Origin of the sequence: Rhizobium mongolense USDA 1844 (genome assembly GCF_000419765.1) — a bacterium.
In the GTDB taxonomy this organism is placed as follows: Bacteria; Pseudomonadota; Alphaproteobacteria; order Rhizobiales; family Rhizobiaceae; genus Rhizobium; species Rhizobium mongolense.
The window spans coordinates 78,820-97,793 of sequence record NZ_ATTQ01000010.1 but is presented as its reverse complement, the minus strand read 5'-3'; the positions used below and the strand labels follow the sequence as shown (position 1 = coordinate 97,793).

Sequence of the window (18,974 nt, the reverse complement as noted above, 5' to 3'; positions counted from 1 at the left end):
GAGCGACCGGGCCACTGTTGTCATTGAGTTCTGAGATCAGTGCAGCCACTGGAATGGGAGTGCACTTCTTTGTGGAGGCCGGAGCGCGAGGCAAGTGGACATTGAAGCCTTCCGCCCGCGACCGACACTAGCATTTGTTTTTTGAGAGTGGGTTTCGAATACCCGTAGATAATATCGATAAAACAATCTCAGCCAAACCGCTTTCCGACCATCTGCAGCCCCGTCAACCCAGCCCTTGGACATGGTCCTCATCCGGCCACGCTGCTCCAGCGCGACGAGGTGACCACCAATTGTCAAAACCACAAACTGAATAGAACACGACCGGTTTCATTTGCCAATTTTTCCAGCTTTGCCGCTAGACCTAGCTCGAAATAGGAGTGAATTAATGAAAAAAGTGACGTTGGTTATCTCGGTTCTTTTCGGTTCTTTCACGAGCGCTTTCGCGCTGCAGCTAGCCCCGCTAGCTGCGTTGCTGGGTCCCGCGATCATTGAGGCAAAAGTTCGTACTGAAGGCCATCAGTATCACGGTGTTGACGTTGCTATGAGCGAGTATTTGGCCGCCGACCCCTCTCTGAAGGGCTACAACCCACGAGTGGAACGCGTGGAAGATGAGGAGATGGTTGGTTTCAAGATAGTTCTTTCCAACGTCCCCGAGATCGAATGTAACTCGTTCTTCGAGTTTCCAGAGACGTACCGGCGAGTTGTTGTGAACGGCCGCGACGCCGCGACATCTGAAAGTGCCTGTGTTGGCCTCAATGAAGTCGAGGCATATCCGTCTCCCTGAACATCTGCTCGGAAGCGCGGAAAACGCCGGTTCAAAGTCCAACCTTAGAGTGGCAACGTGCCTAACTGAGCACGTTGCCACCATCGACATTAAATGTCTGGCCGACCACATACTCTGCACGTTCCGAAGCCAGGAAAACCGCCACCTGTGCGACTTCCTCCGGGTGAGCAAAACGCCCGTAGGGGATGGCCGCAGCCACCTCAGCCATCTTTTGACCGATCTCTAGGCCTTCTTGTTCGGCAAAGACTTTGTCGATGTGTTTCCACATTGGGGTGTCGATGTTGCCGGGAGCCACCGCATTCACTCGAATGCCCTTGGAAATCAGGGCAAGGGCGGCTGACTGCGTGATGCTTATGACGCAGGCTTTCGTCGCGGCATAAATCGCGGAGTCAGCCTCGCCACGGCGGCCGGCCTGGGACGCGATGTTCACGATCGCCCCACGCTTGCCGGCGGCCACCATGCTTTTGGCTACCGCCTGCTGGAGGAAAAAGAGGCCTGTGACGTTCACCGAAAATAGATTGGAAAAGGACGCGCGGGTGGTCTCGAGAATGTCGGCCATTTCCCAAATGGCCGCCGAGTTGAACAACACGTCCGGTGGTCCGTAGGTGCTCTCCACGTAGGAGACCAGAGCGTCTATCGACAATTCATCGACCACATCCAGTGCCCAAGCGGCCGCTCGTGGCAGAGACGCAGCGACTTTTCTCGCTGCGTCCTCGTTTCTGTCTGCCACGATTACCGTAGCGCCTTCCTTCGCAGCCAGTTCAGCAATAGCCGTGCCGATACCGCTTGCTCCGCCCGCTACGATGACAACCTTATTCTCGAGTTCCATGGCCGATTACCAGACGGTGTAACCGCCATCCGCGAGCACGATCGAGCCGGTCATCAGGCTCGAGGCACTGGAGGCGAGAAACAGGACGATGGATGCGATTTCGTGCGTCTGCCCGACGCGTCCCATTGGGATATTGCCGAGCCAGATATTTGTCGTCTCCACGTCGTTCTTGAGCGCGAACGCGTTCATGGGCGTTTCAATGAAGCCGGGAGCAACGGCGTTGACCCGCACTCCACGGGGAGCCCACTCGGCGGCGAGGGACTTCGTGATGTGGTGGACGCCGGCCTTGGACGCATTGTAGTGGACGTTTTTCTGCGGGCGGACGACAATTTCGCCGGCCATCGATCCCACGTTGACGATCGATCCGCGGCCGCGCTCGATCATTCCTCGTCCAAATGCCTGTGCACACCAGAAAACGGCATTGAGGTTGACATCCATCACCTCGTTCCATTCCGCCTGGGTGATGTCCTCGCCAGCGGTCTGACGGCCGATGCCGGCGTTGTTTACGAGAATATCGATAGGCTGCAGCTTCTCGGCCAAGGCCTTTACTGCCGCCGGGTCAGTCACGTCGAGTTTCTCGAACGAGACCTTGGCTCCCTGAAGGCGTTCCTTCGCCGCGTCGAGGTTCGCCTGGCTGAAATCGACGATGACGACTTCAGCGCCCGCGCCGAGGAGGGCGTCCACGCAGGAAGCACCGATGCCGCCCGCGCCACCGGTGACGACTGCGCGCTGACCGTCGAGTTTGAACTTGTTCAGATAATCCACTGTGTTTCCTCCATTATGCAGGTGAATTTGCAACGCTCAGCGCGAGAGACGCCGCGCCGACGAGACCGCAGTTGTCTCCGAGTTCGGCCGGCACGACTTCCACGCTTTTGAACGGTGCCATAGCGTCTCGCTTGATCCGCCGATGAATGCCGTCAGTGAGAAGATCGAATGCTTGTGACACTCCGCCACCCATGATGATCCGCTCGGGGCTGAAGAGATGTGCGAGACCGGTGAAGCCGACCCCGAGGAGATCAGCCTCTTCCTCTACCAAGGCTATGCACTCTGCATCTCCTGCACGTGCCCCTTCGACGGCATGGCGCGTCTCTACCTTTCCACCGGCCGCCACGCGACCGAGGTATCCCGATGGATTGTCGGACGCCAACTTCTTGGCGCGCTTCCCTAAGGCGGTGCCTGCCGCAAAAGCCTCGAAGCAACCGATCGCTCCACATGAGCAGACAGGGCCTTCGGGAGCTATTCGGAAGTGACCGACATGCGCGCCCATTCCGCGGCGGCCGTGCATAAGCCGGCCGTCGACGACGACGCCTCCGCCGATACCAGTGCTCACAGTGACATAGACGAGATGGTTCAGGCCCTTCCCAGCACCGTGCTTCCACTCGCCGAAGGCAGCCGCAATGCCGTCATTCTCCACAACCGCCGGCCGCTCGAATATCTCGGCCAGCCGGCTGCGCAGCGGGAACTCTTCCCAGCCGGGCAAAGTTGGAATGTGGTCGACGATCCCGGTCTCGGTGTCCAGGGGACCAGGCGCTGAGACCCCGACCGCTTTTACGTCTTCGAACTGGTTCTGTGCGCAAACCTCGGACGCAAGTGCACGGAACTGGCGCATCACGCCCTCCGCGCCGCCGGCAACATCCGTGCGTGCTGCGGCCCGCTTGACGACGTGGCCGGCATCGACGAGGGCGGCGCGCACCTGCGTACCGCCAAGATCAAAGCCGATAGAGAGGTCGCGGCCGGTCATCGGATTATTCAGTCGGTTGAGCATGCACCCAATCCATCCGCTTGCCGAAGTCCTCGGCATTGAAAGCAAGCGAGCCCATGACGATCGTCTCTGCGCCGGCGCGTCGAAGACCCGGAACGGTGTGTTCGCGGATTCCCCCGTCGGCGGCGAGGACGACTCTGTTCGAGGACTTCTTGTTTGCGATTAGGTCAGCAGCCTGACGAAGGCGGGGCTCTGCTTGTTCATCAAGTCCCTGACCCTTCACGCCGATGCGCGTACCGAGCAGAGTGAGCATTCCGATACGATCGAGGTAGCGCTCAACGTCGGCAACGCCCGTTTGCAGTTGCAGGACAATGCCCGACACCAGTCCCAGGTCTTCGATCAGCTTGAGCCCGCCAGCGATATCGGCGTTCTCCGCGTGGATGCTGATGAGGTCGGCACCGGCGTCGGCGAACTGGCGGATTTGGTCCGTCAGGATGTCGTCGGTCGCCATCAGGTGGACATGCAATGGCTTGGCAGTGTGCTTTCGGCATAGAGCGACGAGGTCCGGGAAGAACAGGAGGGCAGGGGAGAAATGCCCATCCGCCACATCGATGTGGTAAATGTCGGTCAGGGCATCCACACGCTTGATCTCGTCTTCCAGTCGCCCAAGGTCGGCCGACCACAGAGACATCTCGGCCATCAGTCGATCAGTAGGAAGGGTTTCGATCCAGTTGGCGGCAGGTCTCATTTCAAAGCTCCTTGAGGAATGTGGCGAGGGCTTCCTGGAAATCCGTGCGATAGGCTTCCGGGCTCTCGGCTTTTGGTGTGATTTCGACGAAACGGGCACCTGGAATCCAGCTGGCGAGGCTCCGCGCATAGTCGATGGGGTGGACGAAGTCCTGCTCATGGCCGATGACCAAGGTCGGCACAGTGATCCTGCGTATCTGATCCTCGTCGACGCCGGGTCCATCGGCAGAAATCCGGCGTAGGAGCGCTGCCGTTACGTCAATTGGCTCGCGGCCAAAAAAGCCCCGAATGGACGCAAGATTGTCTGGTCCGAGCCGTTCCAATTTCTCGACTGTTTCGGACACTTCGAAACGTTCCCGCGCGACCGAAGGATCGAGCGACTGCAGCAGTTCGCCGGCGAACGCGTTCGGATGCATGTTCGCAGGATTGTATTGATCAAGCCACGCGGGGCGAGCGAGAACGAGCGCGCCGACAAGTTCCGGATGTTTAACGGCGACGCGCAATGCAATTGCCGCCCCCATCGAAATCCCACCGATTACGGGTTTGTGGAGACTTGATGACTGGATGAGGTCAACCAGATCATCGGCGAAGGTCTCGATCGAGAACCTGTCAGTCGGCCCGGCCTCGGATTGTCCGTGGCCGCGGCATTCCATTGTGATGCAGCGGTAGGCCGTTCCCTCAGGGAAGACCTGTGCCGGTTGGCCAGCATCTCCACACAGACCATGCTGGAAGACGAACGCCTCTCCATCGCCAGTTTCGGCAACGGACAAAGTGACGTCTGCCCTGGCAAAGGACGTGCGGTTCATGGTCGGTCCAATACTGAATTGAGGAAGGTAGACACCCCGGCTGCTTCGTTTGCCGCGAGACCGTGGGTGATGATGTCCCCCCTGAACCCGGCACCACGAAGGGCCGCAACGTAATGGGGATAGTCGATCACGCCTTTCCCAGCGGTGGCAAAAGTACCATCCGCGTTTCGATCCTTGGCATGGGCGATTTCGATGCGATGCTCGAGAAGATGAACTGCCGTCTCGATAATCGATCTACGGGCGTCCGGCTCCTCCTGCTCGAACAGGTTGGCAGGGTCGAATACGATCACGATACGATCGCTTGCCATCGTGTCGAGAAGAGTTCTGGCCTTGTGAGCGGAGTTGATGACGTTCGCCAGTTCCGGTTCGACGCCAATGCGGATATCGTAGCGGTCAGCGATCTGAACGAGGAGACGAAACTCTTTGATCATTTCAGACCAGGCAGCGCCGGTCTCGTTGTCGGGGTGATGCCGCCATTGGTCTTCAGCGTCACAGCTGCCGGTGCACACGGTCAGCAGCTGGGAACCAATCCGCTTCGCCTGTGCTGCGATCGCCTCGAAGCTACGGCGGCCTGCCTCTCGAACGGAAAGGTCAGGATGGATCATGTTGTAGGTGGCGGAGATCGCCGAAATCGTGACGCCGGTTTGCCGTGACGCTTCCGCGACAGCACCGGCAACGTCATCGCTGACTTCCGTCGGCAACGAGCTGAGACCGGAGCAGGCCATGTTGTACTGCACCGACCTATATCCTGCATCGCGCGCAGCCTGGAGGACATCAAGCGGGTTGGAGCCCGGGAATGTCTTGGCGAAGATTCCGATCTGCATCAGACCGCTCCCGACACGTCTGCAAGCTTCACGGGCAGGCCCGACTTCGAGGACTGAGCGATGGCGACCATTCCGCGGACGGACGCCAGACCGTCGTCGATGTTTGCGCCAGTCATCGGGCTGCCGTTGAGGAGGGTGTCCGCGAACGCTTCCAGCTGGCGACGGTAGAAGTGGCCATCGGCACCGAGTATGCGGCTCGTCGCGCCTGTCTTCTCGCTGAAGATGTCGACGTCGCTGGTCTTGAAAAGCCACGGGTTATAGGTCTTGCCGAGGATGCTTCCGTTCTCGCCGTAAATCTGGAAGCCTTCGTGCCAATCCATGCGGACGGAGATTGTCAGGTCGAGATGACCGATGACGCCATTGGCGAAGGCAACGTCCACGAACCAGCAGTACGCGCCAAAACGCTCGCGCAGACGTGCATCGACCTCTACGATCTCCCCGGCGAAGTAGCGGGCGGTGTCGAGAAGGTGGCTACCGTGTGCCAGCATGTAGTAGCGCTGGAGGTCTGCCTTGGGGTTGCCGGAAGGCTTCTTCGCGTTTGCGCTCTTGACCATCAATGGCTGGACGGCGTCCGTTACCGCGTAACGGTGCGTGGAGTCGCAGTACCATGCCTTCAACGCAAGCATCTCGCCCATATCGCCGTCGATGAATTCCTTTGCGCTTTGCAGCCCGGCGTCGAACCGCTTCATGTGGCCGACCTGGAGGACCTTTCCGCTCTTCTCTACGGCTTTCTTCAGGTCTTCGACTTCCTCGACGGAGATGCCGATAGGCTTTTCGCTGAGTACGTGCTTACCGGCTTCGAGGGCCTGAATGGCAGCTGGAACATGAAATGCATCCGATGTCGCGATGACCACGGCGTCGAGCTCAGGGTCCGCCAACATCTCGGCGTAGTCCCGGAAAGCCTTCTTGGGGGCATGCGTCGCGGCCATTCGTTCACGGAGGTCGTCGGCCACGTCACAGATGGCATAAAGGTCGGCGTTTTTGGCTTTCGTGGCACTTTCGAAATGTGCCGCCTGGGAGATCGGTCCGCATCCGAGAATACCAACGTTGAGGACGCGCTTTTGGTCTTCCATTTCAATGCCTTTCCTGTCGAAGCCGAACCGGGATGTTCCCGTTCGACCTAAAATCCCGCAGCTCGGAGCTGGGTGGTTGATTTGTGTGGTGGCGCAAGCTCGAAAGAGTTATGCGGCCTCAGCTGCCTGTTTCAGCGAGGAGACCGCTCCCTCGTTCTTGAGCCGGGCTGCGGTTCGGTCGAACACAGCTACGAACGTGTCGTTTTCCCAGAGACGCAAGCTTTCGAAAGGGGAAAGCTTCAGTACGGCGTGGGGATCATTTGAGCCGATCAGCGTTCGGTCGCCTTCCGTGAGGTACGGCTCGTCTACAGAGAGCGGAGCGCCATTGAGGTCGGCTCCTCGAAGGTAATGGTTGAAGCTCGCCAGGCAAAGCGCGACGCGTTCGAACGATCCGCCCCTGTTCAAAAGCTCGCCAAGTGTTTTCGAAAGGAAGATCGGGAGCTTTGCAGCTCCGTTGTTTGCAATACGCAGCAGTTGGTCGCCGATAGCCGGGTTCTCGAAACGAGCGATGATGTTCTTCTTGTATTCGTCAAGCGAGACGCCGACGGGTCCTTCGACAATCGGAATCGCGTCTTTCTCGAGGAAAGCGAGCAGGTAGTCCACGATGGCTCGCTCGCGGAGAGCTTCGTCGACGATCCTGAACCCGCACATAAGGGCAGGGTAGGAGAGCATCATATGCGATGCATTGAGCAACCGCCCCTTCATTGCCTCGAAGCTTTCTACGTCGTCTCGAAGTTCGACGCCGACCTTCTCGAAAGCGGGACGTCCAGCGACAAAGTCGTCTTCGACAACCCACTGGCTGAATTCCTCGCCAATGACTGGGGTGCGGTCATCGATACCGCTAAGCGCGTTGACCTTGGCCACCTCCGCCGAACCCACTGACGGGGCGATGCGATCGACCATGCTGTTGGGGAAGGATACGTTTGCTTCGATCCACTGTGCGAGTTCCGGATCACGAGCACGAGCGAACGAAACGACCGCCGTTCGCGCCACCTTGCCGTTGCTCCTGAGGTTGTCGCAGGAGAGAACCGTAAAGCCGCCCATACCGGACCCGCGACGCATTGCGAGTGACTCGACAATGTAGCCGAACGCAGTCTTGGGGTTCTTGGGATTGGCGAGATCATGCTGGACGCCCGGCTCGGAAAGCACGAACTCCTTGGTGGCCTCGTCGAGATTGTATCCGCCTTCGGTGATGGTCAGAGATACGATCTTCGTCGTGGCATTGGCCAGCTGGGCCAGGACAAGCTCAGGAGACGCCGGCGCATGGAGAAACTCAAGCAATGCGCCGATAACGCGGATTGAGGTGGACCCGTCCGGCGAAAACTCCGTCAGTGTGTAAAGCCCGTTCTGGCTGTTGACTGCATCGGCCTTGGCGCGCTTGTCCGGGCCGTCGCCCAGTCCCACGCCGACGATGCCCCAGGCTTCCTGCCCCTCCATCTCGAGGCACTTCTCGACATACAGTGCTTCGTGCGCCCGGAAGAAATTGCCCACGCCGATGTGAACGATGCCCGGCTGTACCTTCGCACGGTCGTACTGAGGGGTCTTCACGCGGCCGCTGATGCTAGAAAGCGTGCCTTCGGAAAGCGTGACGGAGGCCGCGTTCGCGGACGCTGGATTGGCTGACATTGCATATCCTCCCGAGATATCAATCTAGGTTTTCTGATTAATTCTTTTACAAAAGAAACAAATTATCTTCAAGCTGTTTTTCGGTCTTTCGAGCGCTCTGGCCCACCTCTGAGGGAGGCGGGCCAGACGACGTATTTGGATCAGAACTTGAATTCAGCCAGATTGGCTGGCGTTACGATCTTTGCCGGTCCGAGGATGATCTCGCCCTTGTCACCGACTTTGTATTCACCAAGGCGACCCGCCGTGAGCGACTCGCCGGATTTTCCGGTCAGCCTGCACTGCGCTGCTGCCTGCGCCGCATAGTATGTCAGGTAGCCGAGATCGGTGACATTCCACCAGATCACCTGAGCAGAGCCGTTCGTCACATATTTTTTCATGAGTGACGCTGGGGCCAGACCGGTCAGCTTGACCTTGCCGGTGAGGCCGGCTTCATCCAACGCTCGGGCAGCGGCAGGCAGGCCGATACCGGCCGGGACGATGATGCCCTTGAGGTTCGGATAGGCTTGGACCAGTGCGAGAGCTTGCTGCTGGTTGATCTGCTCGCTTTCCTCGCCGTAGGCGACCTGGACGAGCTTCATTTTGGAGAAGTTCGCATCACTGGCGAGCTTCTGCTTCATGAAATCGATCCAGGCATTCTGGTTGGCCGCCGTCGCCGTCGACGAGAGAATCGCGAATTCGCCTTCGCCGCCGATCAGATCATGCATGCTCTGGAGCATCATTTCCGCCAGGCTGTCACCTTTCGCCTGATTGACGAATACGGTGCGCGCGTCTGCTGCTGCGTCGGAGTCGAACGTGAACGTTCGTACCCCCTGCTTCGCCGCACGCTTGAGTGCAGGGGCGATCGCGTTGGCATCGTTCGACGACAACGCGATCACCTTCACGCCTTGGGAGACGAGGTTGTTGACAATTTCGACCTGCGCTTCGGCAGTCGCCTGCGAAGGGGCGAGCTTGATGATCTCGCCGCCGATTTCCTTTGCTGCATCCTGTGCGCCAGCCCCGGCCACCTGGAAATATGGGTCAGTATCGAGCTTGGGGAGCCAGCCGATCTTCACGGCTTCGGTGGCGCATTCCTGGGCGTATGATGCCGAAGCAAGCAGGGCGACGGTGGTTGCCGCCAGCGCGATTGTCTTAAAGCATTTCATGGTTTTCTCCTCCAGAAGTAACGGGGCGTGGATGGGGCCGCCCCAGCCCCTGCCTTGCCGGGCCCCAGCGTGCGCTGCAGGATGCCGGCGAAGGAACCTGTGAGATTGTTGATAAGCAGCGAGCCAACCAGCAGCAGCCCAATGACGGTTCCCTGCGCGTCTCCGCTGATCTGATTGAGGCCGAGCAGGTTTCTCACCGTCGCAATGAGGACGAGCGCCCAGAGCACGGCGGTCAGCTTTCCCTTGCCGCCGAAGACGCTTACCCCGCCAAGTAGCGCGATGGTGATGACGTCGAGTTCCATGCCGACCGCGTTGTTGGCGCGGGCGTTGGCAAGCCGGGCGGTGTAGACGATGCCAGCCAAGGCGCAAATCGCGCCCGTGGTCACGAACAACCAAAACCGGATGCGGTTGACGGAGATGCCGGAGTACAGCGCCGCATCTGGGCTCGCTCCCAGCGCGTAAATACGTCTGCCGACCGGCGTGTACTGCAGGGCCACGGCGAACACCGGCGCAAGGAGCAGGAAAGGTACGAACGTCTGCGGGATAGCCGTGGTGCCGACGTTGTCCACGCCGAAGTCCAGGAAGCTATCGGGGAAGATGTTGATCGAACCGCTGCCGAGCACAACGTAGGCTGCGCCGCGAAAGAGAGCCATGGTGCCAAGCGTGACGACGAGCGACGGCAGCGCCAGGCGGACGATGAAGAAGCCGTTGAAGGCCCCCAAAAACGCGCCGAGGAGGATCGTTACGACGACGCTTGCCCAGAGCGGGCACCCTGCTGCGAGTAGCGTGCCAAAGATGACGCTGGCCAGAGCGAGGATAGAGGCGACTGACAGGTCGATCTCGCGGGCGATGATCAGAAGAACCATCGGCAGCACGATGAGTGCCTTCTCCGATACCCCTGCCGCCAGCTGCGACAGATTAAATACGGTGAGGAAGCCCGGCGTCGTCAGCGCTCCGAAAAGCACCAAGGCGACCGTCGTCACAGCGAGGAAGAATTCCCAAGTGAGATTGAAACGCATGGTCGTCGATCCTCAGTGGTTGGCTGCCGCACCGCGGCGGTTGACCGCGGCGTCGACACCGATTGCAGCGATGATCACCAGCCCGTAGATGCCTTGGAGCCAGAGTGGGTCGACACGGACAAGCGTCAGGCCGTTGCGAATGATTAAGAGCGTGATGCTTCCGAGGACGATGCCCTTGATCGTGCCGGCTCCGCCTCGGATCGCGACACCGCCGACGACGACCGCGGCAATGACCGTCAGCTCGAAGCCCGAGGCCACGCGTGCATCAACCGTGGCGTAGCGGGAAGCCCACAAGGCACCGCAGAGTCCGGTCAGAATGCCGGCGATGGTGAAGGCGCTCACAACGCGCCGATCGACAGCGATACCGATTAGTCTGGCCCCATCCGGGTTCGATCCACTCGCAAAAAGCTCTCTGCCAAACGACGTCCTGTTCAGGACGAAAGCACCGATCGCCAGCACGACTGCTGCGATGACCACAATCAGGGGAACCCCGACGATGCGCGTCGTCGTCATCCTGAGCCATCCTTCTGGAACGACGTCGGCGCTGATCTGGTGGCCACCGGCCGAGATCGCATTCATGCCGCGATAGATGAACAGCGTACCGAGGGTCGCGACGATGGCGGGGAGCCGTCCGTAGGCGACAAGCAGACCGTTCACTAGGCCGGCCGCAGCCCCCACGAGGCAGGCGACGGCGACGCCACCGAGAATTCCGACGTCCGGATAGAGTTCAAGCGTCCTTGCCGCGGCGTACGCACTAAGGCCAATGATCGAGGCTACCGAAAGGTCGATGTTACGGGTGACGAGGACGAACATCTGGGCGAGGGCGACAATGGCGAGAAGCGCAACATCCATCGCGACTGCTGTGATGTTGTCTACGCCGAAGACCCTCGGATTGATAATCGAAACCGGCAGCAGGATAGCGGCGATTGCGATGACCAGTCCGAACTCTCTCTGTGCCGTCATCCGCCGGAGCCAGCCGGACGTAGGTGCCGCGAGGGCGTCCTCGGTCGTGAGGGCAGACGCGACCGGCGACGGGCCTTGGGTCGCCGCGTGCAAGACCTTCTCCTGGGTCGCTTCCTTCGCGGGGAACTCCCCGGTCTTCTGACCTTCGCGCAGTACGACGATCCGGTCGGACACTCCCAGCAGTTCAGGCAATTCCGAGGAGATGACGATAATGGCAAGTCCGTTGCGCGCAAGTTCGGCGATCATCGCATGGACTTCGGCCTTCGCCTGCACGTCGATGCCCTGCGTTGGTTCGTCGAGGATAAGCAGATCGGGTTTGGTCGCTAGCCACTTCGCGAGGACTACCTTCTGCTGATTTCCCCCGGAGAGCTCCTTGACCGGCTGATCGACGTCTCTGTGTTTGAGACGCATGCGCTGCAGTTCGCCATGGGTTAGCTCCATGGCCTTCGAGCGACTGTTCAGACCGGACCTGGTTGTTTTGTCGAGAATAGAAAGGGATGCGTTCTCCAGGATCGAGAAATCCATGACGAGGCTCTGCCCCAGTCGATCTTCGGAAACGTAAGCCACGCCCGCGCGGACAGCATCCGCGGGGGATTTGAAGGCGACTTTGGCCCCTTTGAGCTCGATGGTCCCTCTGGTCGGCTGCGTTACCCCGAACAGGACACGTGCGAGTTCAGTGCGGCCGCTTCCGACCAATCCACCGATACCGACGACCTCGCCAGCTCTGACCTCGAGGTCGATGCCCTCGAATTCACCTGGCCTGGTAAGCCCTTTGGTGGTGAGTACGACTTCACCAACTGCTGCGCCGTGTTCGGGATAGAGGGTGCTAAGCTCTCGGCCGACCATCATGCTGATCGCGCGATCGCGTCCAAGGGAGGCCGCGCTCTCTACCGCGATCAATTGGCCGTCCCGCAGGACCGCGATACGATCGGCAATCCTGAAGATTTCGTCCATCCGATGGCCGACGAACATCATGGCGACGCCACGCCGCCGAAGTGTTTCGACGACCTTGAAGAGCGTTTCCACTTCCCGCTGGGAGAGGGCGGCCGTCGGCTCGTCCATGATGAGGACGCGGGCATCTTGCGACAACGCCTTCGCGACCTCGACGAGCTGCTGTTCGGAGATTCGGAGGTTTCTGACTTTCTCCGAAGGCGAGTGGCGGAGGCCGACAGCTTCTATCCATTCGACGGCGTCGCGCTCCATCTTCTCAGGCGCGATCGAGCCGAGAGGTCCCGTTGCCATGTGGCCGAGGAAGATGTTCTCGGCGATGGAAAGGTCCGGGAAGAGGCCAGGATGCTGATGCATGACAGCGATGCCCGCATCGCGAGCCTCTGATGGGCTTCGCAGGGAAACAGGCTTTCCATTGAGGACCACTGTTCCCGTCGTCGGTTCATATACGCCGGCGAGCATCTTCACGCAGGTGCTTTTACCAGCTCCATTTTCCCCCAGCAGGGCGAGAACCTCGCCGCCGCGCAGGGAGAAGGTTGCGCTCTTGAGCGCCGTCACCACGCCGAACGACTTCGATGCGTTCAAAAGACCGATGACGCCTTCCGTGGACGCCGCCAATTCGCGCTCTGCAATCATCGGCGGCCTCCATTGAGGCATGCGTCAGCGTTCGGATTGCACGTGCAATCCGTCCAAATATTCGTGGTCATCGTATGCTCCTCCAGCCGTCCTCGGCGGCATTTGAGAGGAACCTAACGGACGGTTTTCAGTCTGTCCATAATTAATATCGTTTGTAAAAAAAATATTGACTCGGCCTGTGATGAAGCGCAGGTTTGCGCCGTCCAGTCTGAGCCGGGAGGTCAGCCAGGCAGGCGCTCTGAGCCGGACACATTTTCCAAATGGGAGGAATTCATGAATTTTACCAAGCTGTTATGCGGTGCCGCACTGCTCTCCGTTTCCGTCGCGATGTCGGCGCATGCGGCAGATAAGGTCATCGCAGGGATGGTCTTCCAGCAGGACCAGTTCTTCCGCACGATTCAGATTGGCATGGAAGCGGCTGCGAAAAAGGAGGGAGTCGAACTCCTCCAGTCGAACAGCGACAACAAGCCGGAAAAAGAGCAAAGCCTCGTCAACACCTATGTGTCACGCAAGGTGAACGCGATCGTCATCTCGCCGCTCAGCAAGACGGCTTCGGCATCGGCTCTGAACCGCGCGAATGACGCCGGTATCAAGGTCGTAACCTATAATTCCACGATCGAAGGCAATACGCCGGCAGCATTTATCAACTCCAGCCAGGAGGACCTGGGTGCCTCGACCGGCAAGGCCGCCGCGGCGTTCATCAAGGAAAAGTTGGGTGGCAAGGCTAACGTTGCGATCTTGCAGTTCAAGTCGCAGGTCCCTGAGCAGAGCGCTGCCCGCGTCGGTGGCTTCACGAAGGCCGTGGCCGAGGGCGGTGACGTCAAGGTCGTCGCCGACCAGGACGCATGGCTCGCCGAGAAGGCGGTATCGGTTACCAACGACATCCTCACGGCGCACCCGGAAGTGAATGTCATCTACGCTGCCAATGAAGGCGGAACGGTCGGCGCAGTTCAGGCTGTTCGAAATTCCGGCAAGCAGGGTAAGGTGTTTGTGTTCGGCATCGACGGCTCGCAGCAGCTCGTCAACTTCCTCCAGTCCGATGACGATATCCTGCAGGCTATCACCGCCCAGCAGCCGTACGAGATCGGCTTCTCGGCCGTCGAAGCCGCCGTCGCGGCGATCGACGGGAAACAGGACGAAAAGGAAGTGATCGTTCCCGGAAAGGCTCTCAACCGCAACGATCCGGCGAGCGTTAAGGCGTTCGGCGACGAACTCAAAAAGTATAAGTGACCGGCGCGATGACCGCAGGTTCCAATTTGAAGACTCAAGCCGGCGCGTCAGCGCCGGCCATCGAGTTCGTCGAAGTCAGCAAGGTTTACGATGGAAAGATCGCCGTTGCGCGCATAGATCACGCGTTCGACCGTGGCCGCGTCCACGCCCTTATGGGGAAGAATGGCTCAGGCAAGTCTACCCTCGTCAAAATTCTGTCCGGAGCGGTAGAGCCCACCCTCGGCTATGTGAAGATCAACGGCGAGAGAAGGCAACTTGCCACCCCGCGTGATGCCTTCGCGGCCGGCATCATTACCGTCCATCAAGAGCTCTCGCTTGTACCGTCGCTCTCTGTTGCGGAGAACATCTACCTCGGCAGAATGCCGAAAAAATCGGTTTTCGGTGCCTCTGTCGTCGACTGGGCTGCAGTCAACGCCCTCGCAGCGGCGCTGCTGCGCGAGATGGGCCTGGACATCGATCCCCGGAAGCTTGTTTCGGAGTTGAGCGTCGGTCAGCAACAGATCATTGAGATCGCCAAGGCGATGTCCTTCGAGCCGAGGATTCTGTTGCTCGACGAACCGACCTCTGCGCTTGCGAGCCGTGAAGTGGAGCAGCTGTTCAATCTGATCCGCCGGTTGCGCGACCGTGGGGTCACCATGGTCTACATCACCCACCGCATGAATGAGCTGTTCGAGATAGCCGATACGTGCACAGTAATCCGGGATGGACACTATATCGGCGGCGTCGAGATGGCCGAGACAACGCCGGCCCAGATCATCGAAATGATGTTCGGCGACATCGCGAAGGCCAAACGTCCGACTCGAAAGTCCATCACTCGACACAAATCCATCCTTTCAGTTCGAAACCTGAGCCGCGAAGGCGCGTTCGAAGACATCAGCTTTGACCTCTACCCCGGGGAAATTCTTGGTTTCGCAGGGCTGCTCGGTTCAGGTCGCACTGAAATCCTCAAGTCCATCTTCGGCGCTGACCCTTACGACCGTGGCACTATCGAGTTCGATGGCCGCGCGATTTCCGCGCCGAAACCCCGAACCATGAAGAAGCTTGGTCTCGGATACACGCCAGAGAATCGTAAGGAAGCCGGGCTCGTCCAGATGCTTTCGAGCCATGACAACCTCTGCCTGGCCAGTCTCTCCCGCATATCATCAGGCGGAGTGATAACACGGTCGGTCGAGGAGCCTTTCGTCCGCCAGCAGATTAGCGACCTAGCGATCAAGGTCCCAGACGCGATGCTGCCGGTATCGTCCCTCTCGGGTGGAAACCAGCAGAAGATCGTGATCGGCAATTGGCTGAACACGTCGCCGAAGGTGATATTCTTCGACGAGCCAAGTCGCGGCGTCGACGTCCAGGCGCGGCAGCAAATCTTCGAGATCATTTGGCGGCAGGCTGCCCAGGGGCTCGCCTGCGTGTTCGTCTCCAGCGAGCTCGAGGAACTGCTCGAGGTCGCCGATCGCATTATTGTCCTCAAAGGCGGACGCCAGGTCGCTACAGCCGATCCGGTCGCCACCGACCTCACTGAACTCTACCGCATGTGCATGGAAGGAGCTGACCAATGAGCAGCAATCCAAACGTTGGTGCAGCCGCCGCTCCTATCGAGCAGGCCACGTCGAAACGACGGAGCACTACAGCCCTTAAAATCTATGCGATGGAAGCAATTCTCCTGTTGCTTGTCATCGTGTTGATCGCCGTCGCCCCGGGTTTTGCCACCCTCGGTAACGCGTTGAACGTCTTGCGGACGGGCGCGATGCTGGGGATCATTGCCTTTGGGATGACGGCGGTCATCGTATCCGGGGAGATCGATCTTTCGGTCGGGGCCGGCGTCGCCCTGGCCGGCTGCATCGTCGCCTACTGCTCGGAGCAGCTCGCTCCGTCCCTCGACTATCCTCTGGCGATTGTCATCGGTGTTGTCGCCGCGGTCGGAGTCGGCGTGGCCTGTGGCACGTTCACGGGTACAATCCGCCGTCTGTTTAATGTGCCAACGTTTATCACGACCCTGGCGCTCTTTACGGCTCTCCGCGGGGCCGCCAACCTAATCAGTGGCGGCTTTCCGCTGACGGACCTGCCTGGATGGTTCTCTTTCCTTGGCGCGGGCGATCTCTATGGCATTCCATTCCCCGTCTATGTCTTGCTGGTCGTCTTCGTCGGAATGCAGTTCCTGATGAAGTACACGAGCTACGGACGCTCCGTTTACGCCGTTGGCGGCAATGCCGAGGCCGCGCGCCTGTCCGGCATCAACGTATACGGCGTGAAGACCATCGCGCTTGCGATCACTGGTGGCCTTACGGCGGTAAGCGGGGTGCTGATCGCTTCGCAGATCGGGTCGGGTACCGGGACGACCGCGACAGGGATGGAGCTGGATGTCATTGCAGCTGTGATAATCGGGGGGACGAGCCTGTTTGGCGGCAAGGGCCGTGTATGGGGAACTTTGCTTGGCGTCCTCTTCCTCGGCTGCGTGACGAACGGCATGACGCTCCTGAATGTCAACGAGTACTGGCAGTATGTCGTGCGAGGCGCGATCATCCTTGGCGCTGTGCTGCTGAACCAAATCCTCGAACGAGTTAAATGACTATCAACCCCGCGAGACCCGTTTCGCGGGGTTCTGCATTAATTGGGAGGAAATAATGCGCATTCATCTTCAGAGAGCTCAGTTTCAAGACACCGAGACTATACTAGCGACGTCAGATGGCTTCACGGTCAGTGCCTTCCGTTACCACACCGGGGTAGAAGCGCTTCGTGTGAAGACATCCCGTATCGATGCCGTCATCCTCCCTTACGTCGGCCAGCAAATCTGGTCCGCGACGATAGACGGCCATGAGATCGGGATGAAAAGTATGGTGCGGCTCCCCAAAAGGGGTGTTCCGCTGCTGGAAAATCTGGGCGGCCTCTTCTTCCATTGCGGGTTGACCGCGATCGCAGCGCCGGGTGAAGGCGATGATCACCCGTTGCATGGCGAGTTGCCGAGTGCAGAGTTTGATGAGGCGTGGATCGATGTCGATCAGGATGCCGGTGGCCTTTCTGTCGGCGGTTCGTTCGAATATGCCAAGGCATTCACGGCCCACTATGCTTTTCGACCTTCGGTTCATTTCGCGGCGGCGGAGCCATGGTTTGACATCCGCGTTGAGGTGCAGAACTTGAAGCGGACATCAATGGACGTTTGCTACCTCGGTCACATCAATTTCCGCCCAGTAGATGGTTCGCGGCTCGAATACTCTGCGCCTTACACCAACGAGGCAGTGGTGGTCAGGAGCTCCGTTCCCGCCCACCTGAAACCGTCGGCTCGATACCTGGAACTTCTGTCCGATCTGGCCAGGCATCCCGAGGCGCACCACACGATAGCGGATACCCAAGAGTATGATCCGGAGATGGTGTTCAAGGTCGGCTACCTCCACGATGAAGACGGTTGGGCACATGGCCTTCAAGTGCATGGGGATGGCAGTTCGGACTGGGTCGCACATCGACCCGCGGAGTTTCCGCATGCCTTCCGCTGGATTTCGAGGACGGGTGACCAAGACGCGTTGGCGATCACCGAGCCAGCTACCTGTGGCTTGTCGGGATATAAGAATGAGAAGGCGATCGGCTCGGTGCCAAGCCTCGATGGCCAGTCGAGTTGGCGTGCATCGATGCGGGTGGGACGTCTTCCACCCGAGCGCTCCCACGCGCTGCTTACGAAAATTGCGCATATTGCAGATCGGTAGCGTGGACGCCCAAAATCTCGATGGTTGCCCCATGCAACTGATGCGTTTACCGGGGCAAAACCCGCCTGGAGCGCATTTACGTGCGGCAAGACACAAATGCCGCATGACTTCTTGTTTTGCTGGTGTCCTACTATCGGGAGAATCATTGGACACTCCGAGAAACCATGACGACTGCGCTTACATCTCCCATCTTTAGCGATGCCGTAATTGTCGGAGACGATGCTTTCCTCACAGCAATGCTTTGCTCCAGACTGGCGAAGCGAGGTGCCTATCTCACGGTCATAGAGGCCCCGCGGATGTCTCGCCCCGACGCAGCTGCGGAGGTTGTCACATGCAACAACACCATCGCCCGGGTCGCAGCGGACCGGTATTTTTTCTCCGGCATAGGAGCTGATGCCAAAAGAGCATTGCTGCCATACTTCAACGGCGCTGAGGTGACTGAGGTTTCAAGCGAACATGTGATAAACAAAATCCACCTCCCGTTGAACAATGGCGACCTCGTCTGGGGCAGACAAAATATCGGCGTTGGTCTGCTAAAGGCGATGCGGGAAAAGAAGCACCTTGTATTCTCAGACTCCGGTCAGACCCAAAAATACGAGCGAGGTCTCAACTCGCATCTGGTCGTAATCGAAGATGGGGATCAATTGGCTCAGGTCGTTGCGGCGAACTACGCTTGGTCCCTCGGCGCAGGTCTCTGCGTGATTCCAGAGGTCGATAAGCACGAGGCAGACGACATTCTTTCACGTTTCTATTCGTCGTCTGATGCCTCGCAAACAGTCGCGCAACAACAGATTTTGCATGATCTAGCAAACACCATACGTCTCTTGGTCGGGGATGCGCAAATCCCCAAAGCTGGGTCGGGCGCGTCCGTAACCTTTATCACTTCCAAGTTCCATTTGGATTTGCATTTCCCGAAATACCGTCCACGCACCTATTCATTTATCCCCGATTAG

The 18,974-nt window shown here is 59.1% G+C and carries 17 protein-coding genes; 6 read left to right on the top strand and 11 right to left on the bottom strand.

What is annotated here, in order from left to right:
• The first annotated feature begins 385 nt into the window (after positions 1 to 385).
• Positions 386 to 784: a hypothetical protein gene (locus tag A3C3_RS0120255; protein ID WP_022716412.1), complete on the top strand. Its 399-nt coding sequence runs from the start codon at positions 386 to 388 to the stop codon at positions 782 to 784.
• A 61-nt stretch (positions 785 to 845) separates the two neighbouring features.
• Here A3C3_RS0120255 and A3C3_RS0120250 read toward each other — a convergent pair whose 3' ends face one another.
• The 11 genes from A3C3_RS0120250 to A3C3_RS38820 all read right to left on the bottom strand — a co-directional run bounded on the left by A3C3_RS0120250 (position 846) and on the right by A3C3_RS38820 (position 13,099).
• Positions 846 to 1,613, bottom strand: a complete 768-nt coding sequence (locus A3C3_RS0120250; RefSeq protein WP_022716411.1) for an SDR family oxidoreductase — start codon at positions 1,611 to 1,613, stop codon at positions 846 to 848.
• A gap of 6 nt (positions 1,614 to 1,619) precedes the next feature.
• On the bottom strand, positions 1,620 to 2,378 hold the full coding sequence (locus A3C3_RS0120245; protein ID WP_022716410.1) for an SDR family NAD(P)-dependent oxidoreductase: 759 nt from the start codon (positions 2,376 to 2,378) through the stop codon (positions 1,620 to 1,622).
• Positions 2,379 to 2,391: 13 nt separating this feature from the next.
• Positions 2,392 to 3,378 (bottom strand): ROK family protein, encoded by a 987-nt coding sequence (locus A3C3_RS0120240; protein ID WP_022716409.1) that lies wholly within the window; start codon positions 3,376 to 3,378, stop codon positions 2,392 to 2,394.
• Positions 3,359 to 4,063, bottom strand: a complete 705-nt coding sequence (locus A3C3_RS0120235; protein WP_022716408.1) for a ribulose-phosphate 3-epimerase — start codon at positions 4,061 to 4,063, stop codon at positions 3,359 to 3,361. The genes A3C3_RS0120240 and A3C3_RS0120235 overlap by 20 nt, the downstream gene beginning before the upstream one ends.
• 1 nt (position 4,064) lies before the next feature.
• On the bottom strand, positions 4,065 to 4,868 hold the full coding sequence (locus tag A3C3_RS0120230) for an alpha/beta fold hydrolase (RefSeq protein ID WP_022716407.1): 804 nt from the start codon (positions 4,866 to 4,868) through the stop codon (positions 4,065 to 4,067).
• Positions 4,865 to 5,692, bottom strand: coding sequence for a sugar phosphate isomerase/epimerase family protein (locus tag A3C3_RS0120225; protein WP_022716406.1), 828 nt, complete (start codon positions 5,690 to 5,692; stop codon positions 4,865 to 4,867). Before A3C3_RS0120225 ends, A3C3_RS0120230 begins: the two co-directional genes overlap by 4 nt.
• On the bottom strand, positions 5,692 to 6,765 hold the full coding sequence (locus A3C3_RS0120220) for a Gfo/Idh/MocA family protein (protein WP_022716405.1): 1,074 nt from the start codon (positions 6,763 to 6,765) through the stop codon (positions 5,692 to 5,694). The genes A3C3_RS0120225 and A3C3_RS0120220 overlap by 1 nt, the downstream gene beginning before the upstream one ends.
• Before the next feature lie 108 nt (positions 6,766 to 6,873).
• On the bottom strand, positions 6,874 to 8,391 hold the full coding sequence (locus tag A3C3_RS0120215) for a mannitol dehydrogenase family protein (protein WP_022716404.1): 1,518 nt from the start codon (positions 8,389 to 8,391) through the stop codon (positions 6,874 to 6,876).
• A 140-nt stretch (positions 8,392 to 8,531) separates the two neighbouring features.
• The gene (locus A3C3_RS0120210) at positions 8,532 to 9,533 is read right to left on the bottom strand and encodes a rhamnose ABC transporter substrate-binding protein (RefSeq protein ID WP_022716403.1); all 1,002 of its coding nucleotides are present in this window, start codon (positions 9,531 to 9,533) and stop codon (positions 8,532 to 8,534) included.
• Entirely contained in the window at positions 9,530 to 10,552 is a 1,023-nt protein-coding gene (locus A3C3_RS38825) for an ABC transporter permease (RefSeq protein ID WP_022716402.1), read from the bottom strand. The genes A3C3_RS0120210 and A3C3_RS38825 overlap by 4 nt, the downstream gene beginning before the upstream one ends.
• Positions 10,553 to 10,564: 12 nt before the next feature.
• Positions 10,565 to 13,099 carry an ATP-binding cassette domain-containing protein gene (locus A3C3_RS38820; RefSeq protein WP_022716401.1) on the bottom strand — a complete coding sequence of 845 codons (2,535 nt, stop codon included), beginning with the start codon at positions 13,097 to 13,099 and terminating at the stop codon, positions 10,565 to 10,567.
• Between the two features lie 273 nt (positions 13,100 to 13,372).
• Here A3C3_RS38820 and A3C3_RS38815 point away from each other — a divergent pair, with 273 nt between their 5' ends.
• The 5 genes from A3C3_RS38815 (at position 13,373) to A3C3_RS0120175 (ending at position 18,974) form a co-directional block, all read left to right on the top strand.
• On the top strand, positions 13,373 to 14,329 hold the full coding sequence (locus A3C3_RS38815) for a substrate-binding domain-containing protein (protein WP_022716400.1): 957 nt from the start codon (positions 13,373 to 13,375) through the stop codon (positions 14,327 to 14,329).
• An 8-nt stretch (positions 14,330 to 14,337) separates the two neighbouring features.
• Positions 14,338 to 15,882, top strand: coding sequence for a sugar ABC transporter ATP-binding protein (locus A3C3_RS0120190; protein WP_084796993.1), 1,545 nt, complete (start codon positions 14,338 to 14,340; stop codon positions 15,880 to 15,882).
• Positions 15,879 to 16,892, top strand: a complete 1,014-nt coding sequence (locus tag A3C3_RS38810) for an ABC transporter permease (RefSeq protein WP_022716398.1) — start codon at positions 15,879 to 15,881, stop codon at positions 16,890 to 16,892. Before A3C3_RS0120190 ends, A3C3_RS38810 begins: the two co-directional genes overlap by 4 nt.
• A 55-nt stretch (positions 16,893 to 16,947) precedes the next feature.
• The gene (locus A3C3_RS38805) at positions 16,948 to 18,021 is read left to right on the top strand and encodes a DUF4432 family protein (protein ID WP_022716397.1); all 1,074 of its coding nucleotides are present in this window, start codon (positions 16,948 to 16,950) and stop codon (positions 18,019 to 18,021) included.
• A gap of 164 nt (positions 18,022 to 18,185) precedes the next feature.
• The gene (locus A3C3_RS0120175) at positions 18,186 to 18,974 is read left to right on the top strand and encodes a hypothetical protein (RefSeq protein WP_022716396.1); all 789 of its coding nucleotides are present in this window, start codon (positions 18,186 to 18,188) and stop codon (positions 18,972 to 18,974) included.

Excerpts from the sequence above, each read along its gene's own strand:
- A3C3_RS0120255 (WP_022716412.1), top strand. The coding sequence starts at position 386 with ATGAAAAAAGTGACGTTGGTTATCTCGGTTCTTTTCGGTTCTTTCACG.
- A3C3_RS0120250 (WP_022716411.1), bottom strand. The coding sequence starts at position 1,613 with ATGGAACTCGAGAATAAGGTTGTCATCGTAGCGGGCGGAGCAAGCGGT.
- A3C3_RS0120240 (WP_022716409.1), bottom strand. The coding sequence starts at position 3,378 with ATGCTCAACCGACTGAATAATCCGATGACCGGCCGCGACCTCTCTATC.
- A3C3_RS0120235 (WP_022716408.1), bottom strand. The coding sequence starts at position 4,063 with ATGAGACCTGCCGCCAACTGGATCGAAACCCTTCCTACTGATCGACTG.
- A3C3_RS0120230 (WP_022716407.1), bottom strand. The coding sequence starts at position 4,868 with ATGAACCGCACGTCCTTTGCCAGGGCAGACGTCACTTTGTCCGTTGCC.
- A3C3_RS0120225 (WP_022716406.1), bottom strand. The coding sequence starts at position 5,692 with ATGCAGATCGGAATCTTCGCCAAGACATTCCCGGGCTCCAACCCGCTT.
- A3C3_RS0120220 (WP_022716405.1), bottom strand. The coding sequence starts at position 6,765 with ATGGAAGACCAAAAGCGCGTCCTCAACGTTGGTATTCTCGGATGCGGA.
- A3C3_RS0120215 (WP_022716404.1), bottom strand. The coding sequence starts at position 8,391 with ATGTCAGCCAATCCAGCGTCCGCGAACGCGGCCTCCGTCACGCTTTCC.
- A3C3_RS0120210 (WP_022716403.1), bottom strand. The coding sequence starts at position 9,533 with ATGAAATGCTTTAAGACAATCGCGCTGGCGGCAACCACCGTCGCCCTG.
- A3C3_RS38825 (WP_022716402.1), bottom strand. The coding sequence starts at position 10,552 with ATGCGTTTCAATCTCACTTGGGAATTCTTCCTCGCTGTGACGACGGTC.
- A3C3_RS38820 (WP_022716401.1), bottom strand. The coding sequence starts at position 13,099 with ATGATTGCAGAGCGCGAATTGGCGGCGTCCACGGAAGGCGTCATCGGT.
- A3C3_RS38815 (WP_022716400.1), top strand. The coding sequence starts at position 13,373 with ATGAATTTTACCAAGCTGTTATGCGGTGCCGCACTGCTCTCCGTTTCC.
- A3C3_RS0120190 (WP_084796993.1), top strand. The coding sequence starts at position 14,338 with ATGACCGCAGGTTCCAATTTGAAGACTCAAGCCGGCGCGTCAGCGCCG.
- A3C3_RS38810 (WP_022716398.1), top strand. The coding sequence starts at position 15,879 with ATGAGCAGCAATCCAAACGTTGGTGCAGCCGCCGCTCCTATCGAGCAG.
- A3C3_RS38805 (WP_022716397.1), top strand. The coding sequence starts at position 16,948 with ATGCGCATTCATCTTCAGAGAGCTCAGTTTCAAGACACCGAGACTATA.
- A3C3_RS0120175 (WP_022716396.1), top strand. The coding sequence starts at position 18,186 with ATGACGACTGCGCTTACATCTCCCATCTTTAGCGATGCCGTAATTGTC.